This window comes from Viridibacillus sp. NPDC093762, assembly GCF_050279675.1.
Taxonomy (GTDB): Bacteria; Bacillota; Bacilli; order Bacillales_A; family Planococcaceae; genus Viridibacillus.
In genome coordinates, this window is the sequence record NZ_JBNNUK010000002.1 from 118,538 (window position 1) to 138,692 (window position 20,155).

Here is a 20,155-nt window from a genome sequence, read left to right on the forward strand (position 1 = left end):
GGAATTATGATGACACAATTTGATACAATGGCCCCAACTGCTATTCGAGAATTAATTCGTAATGGTGAATTGACTGGACCAACAGCGGGAATGGCTAAAGGCTATACACAAGCAAACTTGGTTATTTTAAAGAAAGAATATGCGTATGATTTCTTATTGTTCTGTCAACGCAATCCAAAATCTTGTCCATTAGTGGATGTGACCGATATTGGGTCATATACACCTAACTCTATTGCTGCTGGTGCAGATATTCGCAAAGATATACCGAGATATCGAATATATCGTGATGGTGTTTTCACTGAAGAAGTAACCGATGTTACAGATTATTGGGAAGATGATATGGTATGTTTCCTATTAGGGTGTAGTTTTACTTTTGAAACGCCACTTCTTGCAAGTGGAATTCCAGTAAGACATATTGAAGAAGATTGTAATGTACCTATGTATAAAACGAATATTCCATGCGAAAAAGCAGGTATTTTTGAAGGTCCAATGGTTGTTAGTATGCGTCCTATGAAACATGCTGACGCAATCCGAGCTGTACAAATTACTTCTCGTTTTCCAGATGTTCATGGTGCACCGGTTCATATTGGCGATCCAAGCCAAATTGGGATTACAGATGTAAATACTCCTGATTTTGGAGATGCTGTAACGATTAAAGAAGACGAAGTTCCGGTATTTTGGGCTTGTGGCGTTACGCCTCAAGCAGTAGCGATGGAAAGTAAACCATCTATTATGATCACTCACGGACCCGGCTGTATGTTCATTAGTGATTTAAAAGATGATAAATTAAGCATACTTTAAGTAATAAAGCGCCTCTAAGTTAAAAAACTAACTTAGAGGCGCTTTTTATATACCTTTTACTTATTTTACTGTGCCAAATTTGTTAGCTTAGTCCAATATTAATTCAGCTTCAGAGCTAAAGTAATGAACTACTTATACATGATATTAGCTTTCTCAGCGCCGAATAGGATGCCAGATGCCACTTCTAACTTGTTCTAGATAATGTTGAATGACGTCTTGTAGTTTCCAGTATGTTGTTTTTATAGCTATTCCTCCTAATATCTCTCAACCTATATGAGTAAATAGGCTACTCGTAGATACTTAGGAATCAAACTATTATAGTTTTTATTAGCACTTTTGTAGATTAAATATGTATATACATAAATTTGTATTTTCTATTAGTTTACATAATATTATTATGTAAACTAAATTCTATACTTTCAATTTTTTAATTGAGAACGTATTATTATAAAAGTAACTTATTTTTAATATGTAGTGATTCGTCATAAAGGAGATTGTAATATGAATGATAAGCGATTTAAAATTGCGCATCGTGAGGCCATCATTGGGGTGATACTTGTAATCATCAATTTTAGTATTTGGTTTGGCTTTGCTTATGGCATGGGCTCAGGAGATCCGTCATCTTATACATATGTACTTGGTTTTCCAGAGTGGTTTTTCTATAGCTGTATTGCAGGAACTATTTTCATGGTCATCCTTATAGTTTTCGTCATTAAATTCCTCTTCACAGATGTACCATTTGACGATGAGGAGGGTGAACAGAAATGATACATTGGCAAGTGATTATTCCTTTAGTTGTTTTTTTAGTACTTATTTTTGGGATTGGGATATGGGCGAATCGCCAAGTCATGCAATCAAATTCGTTTTTGCAAGAATATTTCCTTGGCGGACGTGAAATGGGTGGTTTCTTACTTGCTATGACAATGATGGCGACATACGGTAGCGCTGGGAGTTTTATAGGTGGTCCAGGTGTTGCCTATAATACAGGACTCGGTTGGGTTCTTTTGGCGATGGCGCAGTTACCAGCAGGTTATTTCGTTCTAATGATACTTGGTAAAAAATTTGCAATTATTGCACGTAAGTATCAAGCAATCACTCTAATTGATTTTTTAAGTGAACGATATCAAAGTAAAACGGTTGTCATTGTATCAGCAGTTAGTATTATTTTATTCTTATTTGCATCCATGGCAGCTCAGTGGATTGGCGGGGCGCGATTAATAGAGTCATTAACAGGCTTAAACTATTCTACTGCATTGTTTATCTTTGCAGGTGCTGTATTAATTTACGTGATTATTGGTGGTTTCCGTGCAGTAGCATTAACAGATGCAGTGCAAGGTTCTGTGATGGTCATTGGGACAATCATTTTACTTGTCGCAACGGTTATTGCTGGTGGAGGAATATCGAATATAATGAGTGATTTAGTCGCTGAAAATCCGAATCTTGTATCACCTTATGGGGCAGATCGTAGTTTAACGCCATTATACGTATCGACATTTTGGATTTTAATTGGGATAGGTGTTATTGGCTTACCTCAAATTGCCGTTCGTGCAATGTCATATAAAAACTCAAAAGGCATGCATACAGCCATTATCATTGGCACAATTGCACTTGCTACAATTATGTTTGGCATGCATTTAATTGGTGTACTAGCACGTCCGGTATTACCAGGCATAGAAATTGGTGATAAAGTGATGCCTTTACTGACGCTAAAAGTGTTACCTCCATACTTAGCAGGAATTGTGCTAGCTGCACCAATGGCAGCAATCATGTCTACGGTTAACGCTTTACTTATCTTAGTAAGTTCAACTGTAGTAAAAGATATTTACTTAAACTATATAAAACCAACTGCATCAGATGCACAGATTAAAAAAGCAAGTTTCTATGTGACTACAGTTATTGGGATAGCAGTGGTTCTAGTAGCTCTACGTCCACCAGATTTACTTATTTGGCTGAACTTATTTGCTTTCGGTGGATTGGAATCCGTATTCTTATGGCCGGTTGTATTTGGTCTCTACTGGAAAACAGGAAACAAATACGGTGCGATTGCATCGATGATTATCGGGATTTCATCTTATATCTACATTGATCAAATAATGCCAAGTGTATTAGGTATGCATACTGTTACGTTGCCGATAATCTTATCTTTAGTAGCATTTGTTGTAGTAAGTCTTGTTACGAAGGACAAAGTTAAGACTGGAAAATCGATTATTTAATAAGAAACACCAAACTTTTAGTTTTAAAGTTTGGTGTTTTTATATGTAAAAACCGGTTAATAATTTTTGTTTATCTAATTGACAGATAACTCTAACTGTTATACAATAATAAAAAATAAAAAAATTGTTATATAACAGGAGGGTTTACATGGAAATGTATAGAGAAGGTTATGAAACGTATTGTCTAGCTTGTGAAAATTATGGTATGGAGTCGATGAATTTTTATCTTTACGTGAGAAACTTAACCGTAGAGCAGTTAAACGCATTCAATCAACATACGAAGGGAAGCGATGATTACGAAGTCTGATGCCATAGTAATTTTATAAAAACCCTACCCGTTGCTAAAAACAGGTAGGGTTTTGTTATGTTTTTATTGTTTTGATACGAAAAAGTCCGAATTTTAATACAATAAAAAATATTAATTTACATTCTAAAACTTTTATGAAATAATTTAGATTAATAGACAAATAAATATTTCTTATAAGAGTGCTTATGTTCATCATAAGCTAAAAGGGAAATCGGTGTAAATCCGATGCAGCCCCGCTACTGTAAGTGTGGATGAAATTGTTGCAAACCACTGGTGCATGTATAATGCGCTGGGAAGGAACAAGAGTAAATAGATACACAAGCCAGGAGACCTGCTTTTATAATGTAGTTTCAATCTTCGAGGGGGAGATTTGGAGCATCGAAGGCCTTTTTGTATATCATTGTACATTTTTCTGGCATTTCGCCGTCCAAATTCTCTTTACATTGTGTAAAGGGATTTTTTTTGCCCTTATATATATGTTCTTCCTTTTAAAGAAAAACTACAAGTAATTAACAATAAAGATATGGGGGATTTCAACATGTACACAAGTAAATGGGTAAGAAAATGGGTAGCACCTATCGGAATGGCAAGTTTATTAGCATTTTCACAACTACCAGGTCAATTGTCGACAGTAAAAGCTGCAGAAAATACGTCAGCGACTGTTCAAGTTCCAGCGAAAGATGTCAGTTATAAAAACGTTCTAAATTCAACAGCGGCATTTTTACTACAACAAGTGCCGAATCCATCATTTGGTGATGAAGACTACGTAACTGATTTCGCTCGTGCTAGCGTACCAGTTCCTTCTAAATACTATGAAACTTATTACAATAATCTAGTCAAAGAGGTTAAAAGTAAGGATGGCAAAATCTCTAAAGACGTTGGTAAATATTCAAAAGTCATTATTGCATTAACAGCCATCAACAAAGATCCGCGTAATGTTGGGGGATATGATTTAGTTAAGTCTATGTATGATACATATTTGACTACAGAGGAAGCAAAAAAATTAACTAATGGGAATAAATTTCATTTCTTAAATGCTATTGATACAAAAAATTATGATTTATCAACGGAACCGAAATATGCGGAGATTACAAGAACTAAATTAGTAAATGATTTAGTAAAAGATCAATTTGAAGATGGATCATTTGCGTGGGCTCTAGATTATGGATCTGATAAAGATTCAACATCAATGACGGCTACTGCTTTAGCGCCTTACACAAAAGATGCGAAGGTAAAAGCAGCTGTTGAAAAAGCAAATGATTATTTAGGCAAAGAACTAGGTGAACAAGGTGGATTCTACTCAGAATGGGCAAAAGGTGACAGTCCTGAAACAGTATCTCAATTCATCATCAATTTAACGTCTAATCAAACAAATCCAAAAACGGACCCACGTTTCATCAAAGGTAATGGTAGCTGGGCTGTTTCTAACCTAGTAAGTTTTGTAGATAGTGCTACAGGTGGATTAAAGAGCGGTTTGTCACTTAAAATTCCAAACTTAATGTCATCAGATCAAGGTTTACGTGCACTTGCTTCATATGACCGCTATGTAAACGGCAAAAACCGTATTTATGATATGTCTGATGCTGCGGAGTCACTTAAATTTGACATTACAGCACCTGAAGTAGCAACAGCTAATAAAGTTAGTGATCAAACAACAATTGTTAAAGGCAAAGCTGAAGCAGGAGCGAAAGTTACGATTTATAACGGCTCTAAGCTACTAGCATCAACTACTGCATCTACAAAAGGCACATACTCTTTAACAATCAAAAAGCAAAAAGCTAATTCAACATTGAAAATTTATGTGACAGATGCATCTAAAAATAAAAGCAAAGCATACACATTAAAAGTAGCTGATAGAACGGCTCCTAAAGCACCGTCAGTTAAAAAAGTAACTATTTCAACTAGTAAAGTGACTGGGACAGCTGAAAAAGGTGCAAAAGTGTATGTATTAAAAGGTAAAACGTCTATCGGTAAAGGAACTGTAAATAGTAAGGGGCAATTTACTGTTATAATTAAAAATCAAAAGGCTAATACTAAATTAACAGTTTATGCCAAAGATGAAGCCGGTAACAAAAGTAATGCAACAAAAGTAGTAGTTAAAACGAAATAATTTGAAAGAAATAGGAAGGGTGTTGGAGTTTATCTCCAGCACCCTATTCCCATCTATAAGAAGAGGTGCGATTTATGAAAAAATTAATACCATTATGGCTAATGATGATTCTCTCATTGATCATTATCACTGGCTGTAAGATTCAATCAGTTGAAGAATATAATAACCAAACTGAGCAAGAACAAAGTGTTGATGAAGCAAGTGAGACTAAGGTAATCGTTAAAGGTGATAAAGGTGAAGAATCAGCAAAGGAAGAAAAAGAAAAAGATTCAACAATAGATGCTATAAAGCCAAATAACGAAGAAGAGGAAAAGACCGAAACAAAGCAAAAGGAACCAAAAAATGAAGAAGAGGTAACGCCAAAAAAAGAGCAACCAACAAGCACACCTAAAACTGATTCAACATCAACTTCGAAAACACCTAGTAAAGATACTTCGACTAGTTCAAATAATGAAAAGCAAGATAAAAGTCCAGCACCAACTAAAGATAAAACACCAACAAAAGATCAGAAGCCTGAAAAAGATAAAAAACCCGAAAACAATAACGTAGCTCAAAAGCCAAGTAAGCCTAATAAAGAAGATGAAAAGAAGAAAGAATATGTGACTATTTCGATTAGTGCTGCAACTTTGCTAACGCATTGGGATATGTTAAAACCTGCATTACAAAGTGAAAAATACGTACCGAAAAATGGTGTGATTTTAAAGTCTACGAAATATGAGATCTTAAACGAAGACGAAACGGTTTGGTCTATTATTAAACGAGCTACAAAAGAACATGGTATTCATCTGGAATATGAAGGAGCGGGCGACAATCAATATGGCTCTGTCTATATCGAAGGGATTAATCACCTTTATGAATTCGACGCAGGGGAATTAAGTGGTTGGATGTACTCTGTAAACGGGCAGACCCCTAATTATGGTGTGAGTGCAGTTACCGTTAAAAATGGTGACAATATTCAGTTTCAGTATACAGTCGATCTAGGCCGTGATATAGGTAGATAATTATTAAAAGGAGTAATAAGCATCATGAAAGCATTTGAAACGTATCACCCTATTGTTCTCTTTGCATATTTTGCATCTGTCATCGGACTTTCCATGTTCTATATGCATCCAGTTTATTTACTTATTACATGTATTGGAGCAATTACATTAAGTCTGTTACTTAATAGAAAATCATTTATTAGCGGCTTAAAATTTTTCGTGCCGATGTTTTTTATCGCTGCAATTATTAATCCACTTATTAGTCATGACGGAGAAATCATTCTATTTTACATAGATTATAATACTATAACATTAGAGGCTATTGTTTATGGATTTGCGATGTCGATTATGATCTGTTCAGTCATTTTTTGGTTTGGTTGTTATAACGTTGTAATGACATCAGATAAATTTCTTTATTTATTCGGTAAGATATCACCTGCACTAGCGCTGGTCATTTCATTAACATTACGTCTTGTCCCGCGTTTTAAACATCAAATTACGATTATTTCACATGCACAAAAAACAATTGGCATGGATATTTCAGCCGGCAACCCATGGCAAAGAGTAAAAAGCGGGATTCGCATCATCTCCATTCTTATAACTTGGGCACTAGAAAATGCAATTGAGACGGCTGATTCGATGAAAGCACGTGGTTATGGCTTGAAGAACCGTTCCACATTTTCATTATTCGTTTTCGAAAAAAGAGATGGATTTTTGCTCGGAATCATATTAACACTTCTTTTAACGAATATTCTTGGCAGTTACTTTGGTGTGACGACGTATTATTTTTATCCAACGTTTACTGAATTAGCTTTAACTCCAATTAGCATAGGACTTTATATTTCTTATGCTAGTTTACTAGTAATACCTATTGTGATTGAAATTCGGGAGGCAATTAAATGGCGCTCATTGAAATACAACATGTAAATTTCCAATATCCAGAAAAACAAGAGCGAGTATTAGATAATATCAATTTAACAATTGAAGAAGGTGAATTTGCTGTTCTTTGTGGTACATCTGGCTGCGGTAAAAGTACGTTATTAAAACATTTAAAAAGAGAGATAGCTCCTCATGGTGAAAAATCAGGAACTATTCTTTATGCGGGCACGGTATTGGCCGATTTACCTGATCGCGTGGCAGCTTCTGAAATCGGTTTTGTTATGCAAAATCCAGAAAATCAAATTGTTACTGATAAAGTGTGGCATGAGTTGTCTTTTGGTCTTGAAAATTTAGGGCTAGATACGATGACAATTCGACGTAGAGTGGCTGAAATGGCAAATTTCTTCGGTATTCAGCAGTGGTTTAGGAAAAGTACAATGGAGTTATCAGGTGGTCAAAAGCAACTGTTAAATCTTGCAGCAATTATGGCAATGCAACCCAAATTATTGATTTTAGATGAACCGACATCTCAGCTTGATCCAATTGCAGCTACGGAATTCATCGGAACATTGCAAAAGTTAAATAAAGAACTTGGATTAACAATTATTCTTGTAGAACATCGCTTAGAAGAGGTTTTTCCTATAGCAGATCGCGTTGTGGTCATGGAGAAAGGTCGTATTATTTGTAATGATTCACCGCAAAATGTTGCACAACAATTAAAAGCATTCGATGCCTCTCATCCAATGATGCTAGGCTTACCAACACCAGTGCGTATTAATAATGCATTGCAAATCAATGACGTTGTACCGCTAACCATACGAGATGGCCGGAATTGGCTAACAAAGCACTTTAACAATGAATTTCGAGCTTTAGAAAGTAAATTGAGTTCAGACATTCCAACTGATGACATTGTCTTGGAAGTTAAAGAAGCATGGTTCCGTTATGAAAAGAATACTCAAGATGTATTAAGAGGTTTCTCCATGCAAGTACGGGCTGGAGAGATTGTTAGTATTTTAGGGGGAAACGGTACAGGGAAAACAACTGCACTAGGTGTAATGTCAGGTTTATATAAACCATATCGAGGAAAAGTCTTCATAAATGGTAAATCCATTAAAAAGTTTTCAAATGGCGAATTGTATCGAAATAATTTAGCTGTTTTACCACAGGATCCATTAACTCTACTCGTTGAAAAGAAAGTACAACTTGAATTCGATAGCATAATAGACGTTTTAGGCATCTCAAAAGAGGCAGCCAATGTACAGTTAAATGAAATTATCACAACACTTAATATCGGACATTTATTAGACAGTCATCCATATGATTTGAGCGGAGGAGAACAACAAAAAGTTGCTTTAGCCAAAGTCTTGTTACTAAACCCTAAAATTATCCTTCTAGACGAGCCTACAAAGGGCATTGATGCATATTCTAAGGAAATATTCGCCGAAGTACTACAAGCGCTTAAAAAGCGTCGTGTGGCCGTTGTGATGGTTACACATGATATTGAGTTTTCAGCGCAGTATTCTGACCGTTGTGCAATGTTCTTTGATGGCAATATCGTTTCCGAGGATGAACCAAAACTGTTTTACAGTGGAAATAATTTTTATACAACTGCAGCGCACCGAATGTCGCGTCATTTATATGATTTTGCAGTGACAAGTGAGGACGTGATTTCGTTATGCAAGCACAATCAACAGCTCGAGCAGACAACTACTCCCGTAAACGTCTAATTTTCTCCAGTATCATCATTTTTGTAGTTATTCCAATCGTCATGCTTATTGGAGTGACTATCTTGAATGATCGTAAATACAATCTTATATCTATGATAATCGTTTTATTAGCCTGTGTGCCATTCTTTGTTTCATTTGAAAGAAGAAAACCACAAGCACGAGAAATTTTAACGATAGCTGTTATGTCGGCTATTTCCGTTGCAGGCCGAGCAGCATTTATTTGGATTCCAGCTTTCAAGCCAGTGACTGCCATTACAGCCATTACTGGATTTGCTTTCGGAGCGGAAGCAGGCTTTCTTACAGGAGCGACCTCTGCCATAGCATCGAACATCTTTTTCGGACAAGGTCCATGGACGCCATTTCAAATGTTTACATGGGGAATCCTTGGTTTTATCGCTGGTCTATTAGGACAAAAAGGTTGGATGAAAAGCAAAGTAGCACTCATTATTTATGGCGTTTTTGCAGGAATAATGTATTCCTTCTGTATGGATATTTGGACTGTCATTTCTTATGATGGGCTGTTTTCTTGGAAAAGGTATTTAATCGCTATGTCAACAGCTATTCCGTTTACGATTGTCTATGTAGTATCAAATGTCGTTTTTTTACTCGTTTTAGCCAAACCAATTGGTGAAAAATTAGAACGAATAAAAGTGAAATATGGAATGTTGAATAGCTAGAAAAGAAAAAGAACTGTTTTGAAAGTCGTTAATCTAGACTTTTAAAACAGTTCTTTTTTACTTAAAAAAGGATAATATAAACATTGTTGGAATTCTGTTAAAATTGCGTTTGTTCCAGTAAGGAGGGGTTACACATTGGATACAAATAAACACTCAGCGGTTTTTTTAGTAGCTTTAACAAACTTATTAATCATTTGTCTAGCTCAATATTTATATGCTTTGATGTTGATAGATAATTATGCGATTACCTATTTTCAACTTTTTTTCATACCTTTAATCAGTGTAACTATCAATTTGCTTCTTTGGTCAAGTAGATTCAGAATCAAATTTTATCTACATTGGATTTTTGTGTACATAAGTTTCTTCTTTTCCATTTTCATTTTCTATATCATTAATTATATTAAAAATGGATCCACTTGAGTGGGGAGATTTCCCTCCAGGTGAAGCATACTGGGATTTGTTTTTGTACGTCTTAGTGAATTCAACGTTACAGTTAACCACTTTATTTTTTCTGAACATTGTTACTTGCTTACTTTATAAAATAGTTGAAAAGTTGAAAAAGTGATTCTTACAACTATTTAACATGATTAATTATTCATGTTAAATAGTTGAATTTTAAACTTATGAGAAAGTAAGTAATTCTATTATTTTCTTTCTACCCACTGCACTAATAAGCAAAGGTAATCGAGGCCCACTATTTTCATTCATCACTAGCTGATAAACATTTCTAAATAAGTCTTTCTGATATTCGCGCATTCTTTTTTTGTCATCCTGGTGGCAGATGGCATAAATTTTTTTCATTAAAGTATCCGCCGTTAAGGTAGGTTTCAATGAGAGTAAATCAGCAAGCTGTTTCACTTTTTCTTGTTGCAATTTAGGTAGACTATTGTAGTACAACGTATTTTTTTCTTCATTAATGCTTACAAGGCGATTAGAATTCCAATAGTTAATCCAATGAGCTACTCGGTAGCTGATACGTGTTATTTCTTCAATTGTAAAATCTTCACCTGTTTGACTTAAAGATGCGTGTAATAAATCATTGTTAAAACCAATTAACGAGAAAATACTAGCTACTTGGCTAAAGTTAGGTTGTTTTACTAATCTATTTGCTCCCGCTAATTTTAAGGAATGTATTAAGTGTTCATCTTTTAGTAAGCCCTGAATATAGGAAGATTGATACCGTTCAAACTCTGAGTAATTACGTATTACGTCTTCATCTAAACCGATATTAAAAGCAGCATTTGGGTTGTATTTTGCAAACATAAATAGAATAAGTTCTGGTGTATAAACATTTAACAATTCATTTGGTGTGATAACGTTCCCAGAAGAGCTAGACATCTTTTGGTTTGTGCCTTTTAATCCTATAAACTCATATGCAGCATAGTCAGGCGCTTCATAATCAAAAATTTCTTTTGCTATAACTTTGGACACATTGTAACTTCCTGTAGTAGAGGAATGATCACGCCCCCCAGGTTCAAATACAACATCCTCTACCATCCAGCGCATTGCCCAATCTACTTTCCAGTTGAGCTTTATATTGTTGCTATCTGATAAAGCTTGAGATATTTTGTTTCCACAAGTACACTCATATTCAAAAATTTCTAGTTCTGCATTAAAAGAGCTTATTGTAGTCGTATCCTTGTTACAAACATTACAGTACAATGTAATTGGATAAAAAGTTTCACGTTCTTCTTTTATTGGAGAGCTAGATTTAAAACGCATAAGTATGTCATAGATTTCAAGACGTTTCTGCAATGCAGTTCGTATATATGGTGCATATCGTCCAGAGCGATATTCAATATTTTGATATATAAATTGAGGTTCGATATTTAATGCTAGTAATGAGTGTTCAAACTCTTTTTCAAAATGACTAGCATACGATTCTATACCAAAAGGGTCTGGAACATCCGAATAAGGCATACCAATATACGTTTCGTAAGATGAAGATACATTCTGTGGAACTTTCCTTAGTCTATCAAAATCATCCCAAGAAAAAATAAATCGTGTTTTTTTCCCCATACTTTCTAATGCTTTTACAACAAAAAAAGTTGTTACTATTTCACGAAAATTCCCAATGTGAACGGAACCCGAAGGACTTATCCCTGAAGCACAAGTAAAAACCTCTTTTGTGGGATACTTTTGAATTAATCTTTCTGCAATTTGATATGCCCAATGCATATAATCACCTCAACTTAGAATTTTTCAATCATTAAAGAATGAATAGAAAATAAAAAAACTCCCACCTCCCAAGACATTTGTCTTGAGGGCGAGAGTTTGAATTCGCGGTACCACCTCAGTTTGCTTATTGATCACTCAACAAGCCTTATCAGGTACGGCCAAAGTGCGATACCCTATCCCTATAACGGGAGAATCCGTCGTAGTATCCCTAAGTAAATCTAAACTTAGATCCGTACGAAGCTCGGAGTTTTTGTTCAATAAGAATTCCCATCCCTCTTTTCACCAATCAAGGGTCTCTGTAATGTTCCTTCTTATTTACTCTTCTCTTCATCGCTTATTAGTTATTGTTATTGATAATAGCAAAATCACTTTTCCTTTTCAACTAAATTTAAGGTAATCTTTAAAAAAATGGAAAACGAACTTCAAGTATTATTTTACAAATACCTCATCAGAAATATAGGCGCAAGCTATTATTGATTCTTTTTAATTGATTATTCTATCCAATAGTTCAAATTGCACCTAATTGTTGAAAGACAGTATTCAATATTAAGATTAGGTATGCTGAAACATATAAGTTTAATAGAACTAAAATTAGATTAGATTTGTGAAAGTCTATTAAGTAGAATAAAATATACATAATATTAGACTTTATGCTAAAAAAATGAAGAAAGGGGGTCTCATAACAGTGAAGAAGTCATTATGGAAGAATATAAGTATTTCATGCTTTGCTTTAACAGCTTTATGGACCTTATCCGATAACCATCAAACCGCTTACGCTGAAGAAAATACAATCAATGCTTTGATCTCATATAAAAACGAAGAAGGTAAGCAGAGAGTGTTAGGTGACGTTGAAGATGTCAGTGAGGTACTGGACAATGTGGAAATGGTTGAAGCATCTTTAACAGAGCAACAACTGTCTGACTTAAAAAAAGATCCAAACATTGAATTTGTTGATACAAAAGAAGCACCTATGACTTTAGCTAATTTGGATACACCGGTTCAACCGTTACTAGTACCAACTTGGAATTTAAATTTATTAAATACGCCTATAGCATGGGATAGCGGTATTTTTGGCAATAAAGTTAAAGTAGCGGTTATTGATACAGGGATTAATCTCATTGATGATTTGCCGAATGTTGAAAGAAGAGTATCCTTTGTGAGGGATTTACCAGAAACAATTATTAAAGAATCAGACAATGTGGATCGCGGAGGTATTAGTAATAATGGTCATGGTACATCAGTAGCTGCCGTCATTGGAGCAAAAGTTGGTGGATATTTAAAAGACCAAAAAACAACTGATGTTATTGGGGTTGCACCAAATATCCAATTGTATTCTTTGAAATATGCGGATGGTACAACGAGTGGTACTACAACAGAAATCGTCAAATCAATTGATTGGGCAATTGCAAACAATATGGACATTATTAATATTTCTTCTGGTTTATATATTGATGTACCAGCACTAAGAAATGCCGTTCAAAAAGCTTATGACGCAGGTATTTTAATTGTTGCATCAGCTGGTAACGATGGCAATGATAGAAATGTCACATATCCTGCAAGATATAGTCAAGTTATTGCTGTATCATCTATTAATGCTAAGCAAAAGATAAGCACGTTCTCTAATACAGGTTCATCTATGAATCTTACTGCTCCAGGGGAAGTTGTACCAACGATTAATAAAGATGGCAAATTGATTTATGCTAGCGGTACTTCATATGCAGCGCCACATGTTACAGGTATTCTCGCTCTATTAAAACAGCAATATCCATTTTTATCAGCGAAAGAATTACGTGCAAAATTAAATGAACAGGCAATTGACCTTGGTATAACAGGTGTTGACAATTTATATGGACATGGGCTAGTTCAATACCCACAAGCCGAAGAATTAGTCATTGAAGATTTGGTCGATCCTCAAATCGAAAAAGTTACAGATCATACAGCGACTGTTAGTTTTTCATTACCAAATGATACAAACGCTAAAAAAGTAGCCATCTTCATAGACGATAAACTTGTCACATCCACTACTGAAAACAAATATACAATAAAAAAATTACAGGCATCAAAAGACTATAAAATTACTTTAAAAGTTGTAAGCCGAGATGGAAGATCATCCAATGGCACAGATTTGCAATTGCATACGTTAAAGGACATTACTCCACCTGCTGAGGTGACAAAATTAATAGCGTCATCAATTCAAATTAATGCTGCGACAATTAATTGGAGAAAGCCATCAACCGAAGACTTTAGACAGTCTAAAATATACGTAAATAATAAGAAAGTAGCTACGACGAAAGAAGCTACATATACAATACGCAATTTAAACCCTAGTCAAACGTATAAAATCGAAGTGAAAACAGAAGACGAAGCTAAAAATATTTCGCAAGGAGTAGCAATTACCATTCAAACACCTGCGAAGAAAGTCTTACATTCACCTTTAGTAAAAAAAGTATCTGATCGGAGTACAAATGTAAGCGGTACTGCTGAAGCAAATTCGACTTTTTTAATTTATAAAGGCAATAAAAAAATAGCTCAAGCTTCCGTCCAATCAAATGGTAGTTATACTGTTCCTATAAAAAAACAAGAGGCAAATAGTCAATTATCCGTCTATATTACAGATAAACAAGGTAATACGAGCCAAGTAAAAAAACTGATAGTTATCGATAAAACGGCACCAGCTAAGCCAAAAGTAAACAAGGTAACAAGTAACTCAACTATCATATCGGGTATTGCTGAACCGTTTACAATAATCGAAATGAGCAAAGGGAAAACGATTTTGGCTAAAACCGAAGTGAAATCTTCAGGTAAATTTACGTTAAAAATTAAAAAGTTAAAGAGAAATTCAACTGTTTCGTTTTACTCTATTGATCAAGCGCATAATCGGAGTAAAAGTACTTTAATTAATGTCCAATCCTAATAAAATATGCCTCTATATAGGTCTCTTAGCCTCTTAAATCGCTTTAATTAAGTGGGTGAAAATAAAAGGGGAGGGGAGTATATATAGGGGTATATTTTTTGTTGAACATATAGACTAACGAGGTTTATAATAAATGGAAATAAAACTATTAAGTGGAAGGTGATGAATTTGAAACAAAAAACGTTCCAACAAACAGTCGGCTTTAGCATAAAGGACACAGTGGCACTATATTGGCTATTCAAAACACAACAAAGGGAATGTTATTCTGTTGAAGTACATAAAGCCTTTCAAAATGACTTCCCTGGACGCCCTGTTGGCTATGAATATGTCGCGCGTATTGCTAAACAACTAGAAGCAGATGGAGCATTAAAAGTGAGGCAAGAACAAAAACGTCTATTCTATCATGCTACTGAACTAGGTATTGAACGGTTGCGCAGATACGAAAAACTCTATTTCCAGCAGTTCCATGAAATCATACTCGTATTGGATCGTTTTTATTATGCCTTAACAAAAAACGGGGATAAACCAGAAGCACCTAACCATCCGCTTCCAGAAGAATTTCGTGCTTATTTCTCCAAACTTATATCAGTAAAGGATATTGTACGCTATTTGGCACTTAAACTAAGTCAAACAAGATCATCTTTTTATATGGCAGAAGTAGGTCAACAACTAGAAGATGTGTTTGGTTGGACCCCTTCAAACGGTTATTTATATCAAATCGCACGTGAAATGGAAGAAACGGATTTGCTCATTGGTTATTGGCCTGATGAAAGACGTACTGTACGAAAATTAAAAGGGACAGACGCTGGGACGGCATTTTATGATGTCATTGCTAAATCCTTAGAAGAGCGAATAACAACTACAAGGCATTATTTACGTTATATCTTGGCATTTTTTACTGTGAAAACGTAACATTCAAATCATATTTACAAAGAAAGCCTAATTTTCGGGTTACAATGCCTAAATTAGGCTTTTATTACGTCATTTCATCATTTGTTAGAGGTTTAATAAACTCTAATACTATGAGGTATTACAAGATTTTCTCTTCTTATTGCAAAAAACCTGGGAGCACTTACTCCCAGATCAAAGTTGCTCTATATTAATCAATATATTTGTTCACAAACCCCCAGACTGTATTCCAATACTTTTCTGGATCTACTTTTTCAGCTTCACCATGACCTGCACCTGGAATAATTAGTTTCTCTTTTTCAACATTTGCCGCATTATAAACTTCATCCAGCATTTCATAAGGAACAAATGTATCTTTATCGCCATGGATAAATAGCATAGGTGTTTTACTCTTCGCCACTTGTTTGACGGCAGATGCTTCTGTTAAATCATATCCTGCACGAATTTTCGTTACCGTGTTCGCCGCGTTCATGACAGGGAACTTTGGTAATTTAAACAAGTCATCAAGCTGATATGTAAATACATCCATAACCGATGAATAACCACAATCTTCAACAATTACTTTGACATTTGAGGGTAATTTCTCGCCAGAGGTCATCATGACAGTGGCTCCTCCCATGGAAATTCCGAATAAGACGATCTCAGCTTTTGGATCTTTATCAGTAATTGTCTTGATCCATAAAAGCATGTCTTTCCGATCATCCCAACCCATTCCGATGTAATCTCCTTCACTTTCTCCATGTCCACGAAGATCTGGTGCTAATACATTGTATCCTTTTTCATGAAAATTGCGGATCCATCGAACCATTAGAGTGTTATTCGAGGTATACCCATGATCAATAATGACCCATTTATGATCCGAATTGTTGTTTTCATATAAATGGCCTTTTAATGTTAATTTATCTGAAGATACAATACTTGTTGTAATAGGTGGATGATTTTTTGAAAAGGCAGCATCTTCTAATTCACTTGTTTTTGCTACTTCGGCTGAAACGGCTTCCGATTGAGCTAAATGCGGATTACCAGTTAAAAATTCTTTTTCCGTATTAGCATTTAAAGCAAAATTGTAAAAATAATTTCCGACTAAGCCGTAAGCAATGACTAATATGACGATAATTACTGAAGAAATAATACTGAATTTTTTCATAAGACACTTCCTTTATACTAAACTATTCATATTTTATAGTTCAAAGTATAGCATATGTAGTAATTTGAAATAGTTTTGTCACTTTCGAATATTATAAGATGTCAATGAGTTGTTTTATTTTCATGAGAAGTCCCTCAAAATTAATGATTGAATTTTATGACACTTCTCTTTATAATTAATGCAAGTAACATTTTACACACAATTGTATAACTGAACTCGTAGATAAGGATTAGTACATAAGGAATGCGCGGTTAGAGAGTCGGGGTTGGTGGAAACCGATACGTAGCAACTTATGGAATGGACCTTTGAGTGACTGCTTGAATGTTGAGTATGGCAGTTCGATTGGCGAATCGTTATATCGCTTATAGTGGTAGCGTTTTTTGCTGCAATTGAGGTGGTACCGCGGAATTTCCGCCCTCCAAAGAGAATAGTCTCTTTGGAGGGCTTTTTGTGTTACTTGAGATGAGCTGAGAAAAGGAGTTTGAGCAAATGACAGTTAAGACGAGAGAGTATGAGATGGTAACACTTCAAGGGGATATGTTGACACCGATATCCATTTACCAAGCAGTGAGAGGTCGAAAGAAAATGCTTTTTGAATCGTCCGCTAAACACGAAGAATGTGGCCGATATTCATTTATCGCCTTGAATCCAATAGCGGAGTTAAAAAGTTCGGAAAACGGTACGGTAATATTTCAAAAAGGGCAACATAATGAATTACAACGATCTCCATTTGACGTTTTAAAAGAAATGCTGCCATTAAATACGGAAGACTATCCATTCGCCTTTTTTGGTGGAGCAATAGGTTATATTGGTTATGAAACCGCCTTTTATTTTGAAAAAATCGGTAACTCTTTGCCAGATGAGCTAGACATGCCGAATATGCATATGCTTTTTTACGATACATTTATTATTTATGATCATTTACATCAAACGGTATCAATTGTTGCGATTGATTTGTTTAATAGTGATCGTAGTCATGAAGATATGAAAGCAAATATTCAAGAGATTGTGACAAGCCTACAACTGACAACTGTATCACAGCCTGAAGTGGAAGAAGATACTTTAGACTTTAAATCAACAATAGATGAAGAGTCGTTTTGTGATATGGTCAAAACAGCTCAGGAACATATTAAACGAGGTGATATCTTCCAAGTAGTGCTGTCACAACGTTTTTCATCGCCATTTTCAGGCAATCCATTTTCTTTATATAGAAAATTACGTACATCTAACCCTTCACCATATATGTTTTATATGGATTTTGAAGACTATATCATATTAGGTACTTCACCTGAAAGTTTAGTCAAGGTTAAAAACAGACATGTTACTACGAATCCGATTGCCGGAACACGCCCTCGTGGTAAAACAACTAAAGAAGACGATACACTTGCCAAAGGTTTACTTGAAGATGAAAAGGAAATTGCCGAACATCGTATGTTAGTCGATCTTGGAAGAAATGATATTGGCAAACTCTCGAAAATCGGCACAGTGAAGCTACCAAAGTATATGGATATTGAATACTACAAATATGTCATGCACATCGTTTCTGAGGTGACAGGTGAGTTGAAAGACGATATTCATGTGTTAGATGTACTAACAACCTGCTTACCAGCTGGTACTGTGTCAGGCGCACCTAAAATTCGTGCAATGCAAATTATCAATGAGTTAGAAACAATGAAACGTGGTGTATATGCCGGAGCAGTCGGCTATATTTCAATTTCCGGTGATATGGATATGGCATTAGCTATACGTACAATGGTTGTTCGAAATGACCTAGCACATGTGCAAGCTGGTGCTGGTATCGTCTATAACTCAATTGCAGAAAACGAATACGAGGAGACGCTAAATAAAGCAAAAGCACTTTTGGAGGTGCGAAGATGATCTTACTAATCGATAATTATGACTCATTCACATACAATCTTTATCAACAAGTAAGTGCCTTAGGAAAAGAAGTTCAAGTCGTGCGAAATGATGCACTGACTATAGATGATATCCGTCATATGCAACCAGAGGCTATTATCATTTCTCCAGGACCTGGTACGCCATATGAAGCTGGTATTTCTGTACAGATTGTGCAAGAGCTTTATAAAGAGTTTCCTATTCTCGGTATTTGCCTAGGTCACCAATCGATTGCAGAAGCCTTTGGTGCAAATATAGTGCAGGCGCAAAATATCATGCATGGTAAATTATCTTTAGTTAATTACGAGCAAGTAGGCTTATTCTCGGGCATTCAAGGCCAGCTCTCTGTTATGAGGTATCATTCACTAGTGATCGAGCCTAGAACGTTACCACAAGCCTTTAGAGTAACTGCGACCGCTGCTGATGATAAAGAGATAATGGCTATTCAACACAAAACATATCCAGTCTTTGGCCTGCAATTTCACCCCGAATCCATTGGTACACCTGAAGGGGATTGCATGATTCAAGCGTTTATTGAATCTTTTAGTACTGTTTATAACAAATAACTAATCATAAAAAAGCCCAATTCCCTCGTAATTATTACTGAGAGAATTGGGTTTTCATTTAGTCTGAAGTCTAGATGTACTATATTCTGTACCGTCTGGATCAGCAATAATACGCTGACTTACTTTTTTAATTCTAATGAGAAATCATTATCACTAATACGTCAGTGTGAAAACATGTAACATATCTCCCTTTGCAGATTGTTTTTTCTGAATTCTGATTTACATTTCCGTTTTTTGTAACTTCCTCATATAAAACGAGCATTCATAATTGTCTCGTAAAATATAAATTTCACAGAATGACATAAAAAATTTATAAATCCCCAAAAGTTAGAATAAAGTGATGAGATGGAGGGGTTTAATGAAAGGAAATAAGAGCGTTTTTGTTATCTCATTAACTTTAATTATTGTATTTGTTTTTTGTTATATTTTCTTTAGTGGAATAGTTAAAGCTTCTTTCAAAAATGAGTTTTGGGAAGAAGCAGACGTTGGAGCTATAAGTCAAATAGAACTTATAAGAGGATCGGATAGTAAGCAAATTCTTTATACTAAAGAACAAGACATCAAAGTATTTGTAGCCACCATTTCCGAAGCGGAAATAAATAGAGTAAAAGAAAGTGCTAGTAAAATAGATGAATCTTACTGGATTACTATATGGATAGCTGGTGATAGAAAATTCGGATTACGAATTGAAAATAATCAGGCCTTTTCTGTTTTTAATTATGAGGGTAGTGAAAATAATGCAAACCTTTATGAATTTAAAGATAAATCTATTTATAAATACATTGAAAATCTATTTTAAACAGACAAAAATCCCTTGAAAGTTGGAATAAAACTAATATCATATTTGTTAT

At 35.1% G+C, this 20,155-nt stretch carries 16 protein-coding genes, 1 riboswitch and 2 other annotated features; of the genes, 14 read left to right on the forward strand and 2 right to left on the reverse strand.

Features of this window, described 5'->3' with window-relative positions:
• Window positions 1–9: 9 nt before the first annotated feature.
• The 9 genes from ACQKM9_RS04410 to ACQKM9_RS04450 all read left to right on the forward strand — a co-directional run bounded on the left by ACQKM9_RS04410 (window position 10) and on the right by ACQKM9_RS04450 (window position 9,694).
• Window positions 10–801 (forward strand): putative hydro-lyase, encoded by a 792-nt coding sequence (locus ACQKM9_RS04410; protein WP_427733020.1) that lies wholly within the window; start codon window positions 10–12, stop codon window positions 799–801.
• Window positions 802–1,302: 501 nt separating this feature from the next.
• The gene (locus ACQKM9_RS04415) at window positions 1,303–1,569 is read left to right on the forward strand and encodes a YhdT family protein (RefSeq protein WP_427733022.1); all 267 of its coding nucleotides are present in this window, start codon (window positions 1,303–1,305) and stop codon (window positions 1,567–1,569) included.
• Window positions 1,569–3,014, forward strand: a complete 1,446-nt coding sequence (gene panF / locus ACQKM9_RS04420) for a sodium/pantothenate symporter (protein WP_427733388.1) — start codon at window positions 1,569–1,571, stop codon at window positions 3,012–3,014. Before ACQKM9_RS04415 ends, panF begins: the two co-directional genes overlap by 1 nt.
• A 148-nt stretch (window positions 3,015–3,162) precedes the next feature.
• A complete protein-coding gene (locus ACQKM9_RS04425; RefSeq protein WP_038181633.1) occupies window positions 3,163–3,321 on the forward strand; it encodes a hypothetical protein in 159 nt (52 codons plus the stop codon).
• Window positions 3,322–3,481: 160 nt separating this feature from the next.
• Window positions 3,482–3,674: riboswitch (cobalamin riboswitch) on the forward strand.
• 185 nt (window positions 3,675–3,859) lie between these two features.
• Complete coding sequence (locus ACQKM9_RS04430) at window positions 3,860–5,431, forward strand: Ig-like domain-containing protein (protein WP_427733024.1); 1,572 nt, start codon at window positions 3,860–3,862, stop codon at window positions 5,429–5,431.
• Between the two features lie 74 nt (window positions 5,432–5,505).
• Entirely contained in the window at window positions 5,506–6,432 is a 927-nt protein-coding gene (locus tag ACQKM9_RS04435) for a DUF4430 domain-containing protein (RefSeq protein ID WP_427733026.1), read from the forward strand.
• A 24-nt stretch (window positions 6,433–6,456) separates the two neighbouring features.
• The gene (locus tag ACQKM9_RS04440; protein WP_427733028.1) at window positions 6,457–7,338 is read left to right on the forward strand and encodes an energy-coupling factor transporter transmembrane component T; all 882 of its coding nucleotides are present in this window, start codon (window positions 6,457–6,459) and stop codon (window positions 7,336–7,338) included.
• Window positions 7,311–9,017, forward strand: coding sequence for an ABC transporter ATP-binding protein (locus ACQKM9_RS04445; protein ID WP_427733030.1), 1,707 nt, complete (start codon window positions 7,311–7,313; stop codon window positions 9,015–9,017). Before ACQKM9_RS04440 ends, ACQKM9_RS04445 begins: the two co-directional genes overlap by 28 nt.
• The gene (locus ACQKM9_RS04450) at window positions 8,966–9,694 is read left to right on the forward strand and encodes an ECF transporter S component (protein WP_427733032.1); all 729 of its coding nucleotides are present in this window, start codon (window positions 8,966–8,968) and stop codon (window positions 9,692–9,694) included. The genes ACQKM9_RS04445 and ACQKM9_RS04450 overlap by 52 nt, the downstream gene beginning before the upstream one ends.
• A gap of 621 nt (window positions 9,695–10,315) precedes the next feature.
• Here the strand turns inward: ACQKM9_RS04450 and lysS are convergent.
• Window positions 10,316–11,872 carry a lysine--tRNA ligase gene (gene lysS, locus ACQKM9_RS04455; protein WP_427733034.1) on the reverse strand — a complete coding sequence of 519 codons (1,557 nt, stop codon included), beginning with the start codon at window positions 11,870–11,872 and terminating at the stop codon, window positions 10,316–10,318.
• Between the two features lie 81 nt (window positions 11,873–11,953).
• Window positions 11,954–12,212, reverse strand: a binding site (T-box leader).
• A 345-nt stretch (window positions 12,213–12,557) separates the two neighbouring features.
• Here lysS and ACQKM9_RS04460 point away from each other — a divergent pair.
• Both ACQKM9_RS04460 and ACQKM9_RS04465 read left to right on the forward strand, forming a co-directional pair.
• Complete coding sequence (locus ACQKM9_RS04460; RefSeq protein ID WP_427733036.1) at window positions 12,558–14,786, forward strand: S8 family serine peptidase; 2,229 nt, start codon at window positions 12,558–12,560, stop codon at window positions 14,784–14,786.
• 162 nt (window positions 14,787–14,948) lie between these two features.
• The gene (locus ACQKM9_RS04465) at window positions 14,949–15,698 is read left to right on the forward strand and encodes a hypothetical protein (RefSeq protein WP_427733038.1); all 750 of its coding nucleotides are present in this window, start codon (window positions 14,949–14,951) and stop codon (window positions 15,696–15,698) included.
• 187 nt (window positions 15,699–15,885) lie between these two features.
• Here the strand turns inward: ACQKM9_RS04465 and ACQKM9_RS04470 are convergent, their stop codons facing one another.
• On the reverse strand, window positions 15,886–16,842 hold the full coding sequence (locus ACQKM9_RS04470; protein ID WP_427733040.1) for an alpha/beta hydrolase: 957 nt from the start codon (window positions 16,840–16,842) through the stop codon (window positions 15,886–15,888).
• A 210-nt stretch (window positions 16,843–17,052) separates the two neighbouring features.
• Window positions 17,053–17,264 (forward strand) — a binding site (T-box leader).
• A gap of 67 nt (window positions 17,265–17,331) precedes the next feature.
• Here ACQKM9_RS04470 and trpE point away from each other — a divergent pair.
• The 3 genes from trpE to ACQKM9_RS04485 all read left to right on the forward strand — a co-directional run bounded on the left by trpE (window position 17,332) and on the right by ACQKM9_RS04485 (window position 20,103).
• Window positions 17,332–18,720: an anthranilate synthase component I gene (gene trpE / locus ACQKM9_RS04475; RefSeq protein WP_427733042.1), complete on the forward strand. Its 1,389-nt coding sequence runs from the start codon at window positions 17,332–17,334 to the stop codon at window positions 18,718–18,720.
• Window positions 18,717–19,304 (forward strand): anthranilate synthase component II, encoded by a 588-nt coding sequence (locus tag ACQKM9_RS04480; RefSeq protein ID WP_427733044.1) that lies wholly within the window; start codon window positions 18,717–18,719, stop codon window positions 19,302–19,304. Before trpE ends, ACQKM9_RS04480 begins: the two co-directional genes overlap by 4 nt.
• A gap of 358 nt (window positions 19,305–19,662) precedes the next feature.
• Window positions 19,663–20,103 (forward strand): hypothetical protein, encoded by a 441-nt coding sequence (locus tag ACQKM9_RS04485; protein ID WP_427733046.1) that lies wholly within the window; start codon window positions 19,663–19,665, stop codon window positions 20,101–20,103.
• Window positions 20,104–20,155 lie beyond the last annotated feature (52 nt).

Excerpts from the sequence above, each read along its gene's own strand:
- ACQKM9_RS04410 (WP_427733020.1), top strand. The coding sequence starts at position 10 with ATGACACAATTTGATACAATGGCCCCAACTGCTATTCGAGAATTAATT.
- ACQKM9_RS04415 (WP_427733022.1), top strand. The coding sequence starts at position 1,303 with ATGAATGATAAGCGATTTAAAATTGCGCATCGTGAGGCCATCATTGGG.
- ACQKM9_RS04425 (WP_038181633.1), top strand. The coding sequence starts at position 3,163 with ATGGAAATGTATAGAGAAGGTTATGAAACGTATTGTCTAGCTTGTGAA.
- ACQKM9_RS04430 (WP_427733024.1), top strand. The coding sequence starts at position 3,860 with ATGTACACAAGTAAATGGGTAAGAAAATGGGTAGCACCTATCGGAATG.
- ACQKM9_RS04435 (WP_427733026.1), top strand. The coding sequence starts at position 5,506 with ATGAAAAAATTAATACCATTATGGCTAATGATGATTCTCTCATTGATC.
- ACQKM9_RS04440 (WP_427733028.1), top strand. The coding sequence starts at position 6,457 with ATGAAAGCATTTGAAACGTATCACCCTATTGTTCTCTTTGCATATTTT.
- ACQKM9_RS04445 (WP_427733030.1), top strand. The coding sequence starts at position 7,311 with ATGGCGCTCATTGAAATACAACATGTAAATTTCCAATATCCAGAAAAA.
- ACQKM9_RS04450 (WP_427733032.1), top strand. The coding sequence starts at position 8,966 with ATGCAAGCACAATCAACAGCTCGAGCAGACAACTACTCCCGTAAACGT.
- lysS (WP_427733034.1), bottom strand. The coding sequence starts at position 11,872 with ATGCATTGGGCATATCAAATTGCAGAAAGATTAATTCAAAAGTATCCC.
- ACQKM9_RS04465 (WP_427733038.1), top strand. The coding sequence starts at position 14,949 with ATGAATTTGAAACAAAAAACGTTCCAACAAACAGTCGGCTTTAGCATA.
- ACQKM9_RS04470 (WP_427733040.1), bottom strand. The coding sequence starts at position 16,842 with ATGAAAAAATTCAGTATTATTTCTTCAGTAATTATCGTCATATTAGTC.
- trpE (WP_427733042.1), top strand. The coding sequence starts at position 17,332 with ATGACAGTTAAGACGAGAGAGTATGAGATGGTAACACTTCAAGGGGAT.
- ACQKM9_RS04480 (WP_427733044.1), top strand. The coding sequence starts at position 18,717 with ATGATCTTACTAATCGATAATTATGACTCATTCACATACAATCTTTAT.
- ACQKM9_RS04485 (WP_427733046.1), top strand. The coding sequence starts at position 19,663 with ATGAAAGGAAATAAGAGCGTTTTTGTTATCTCATTAACTTTAATTATT.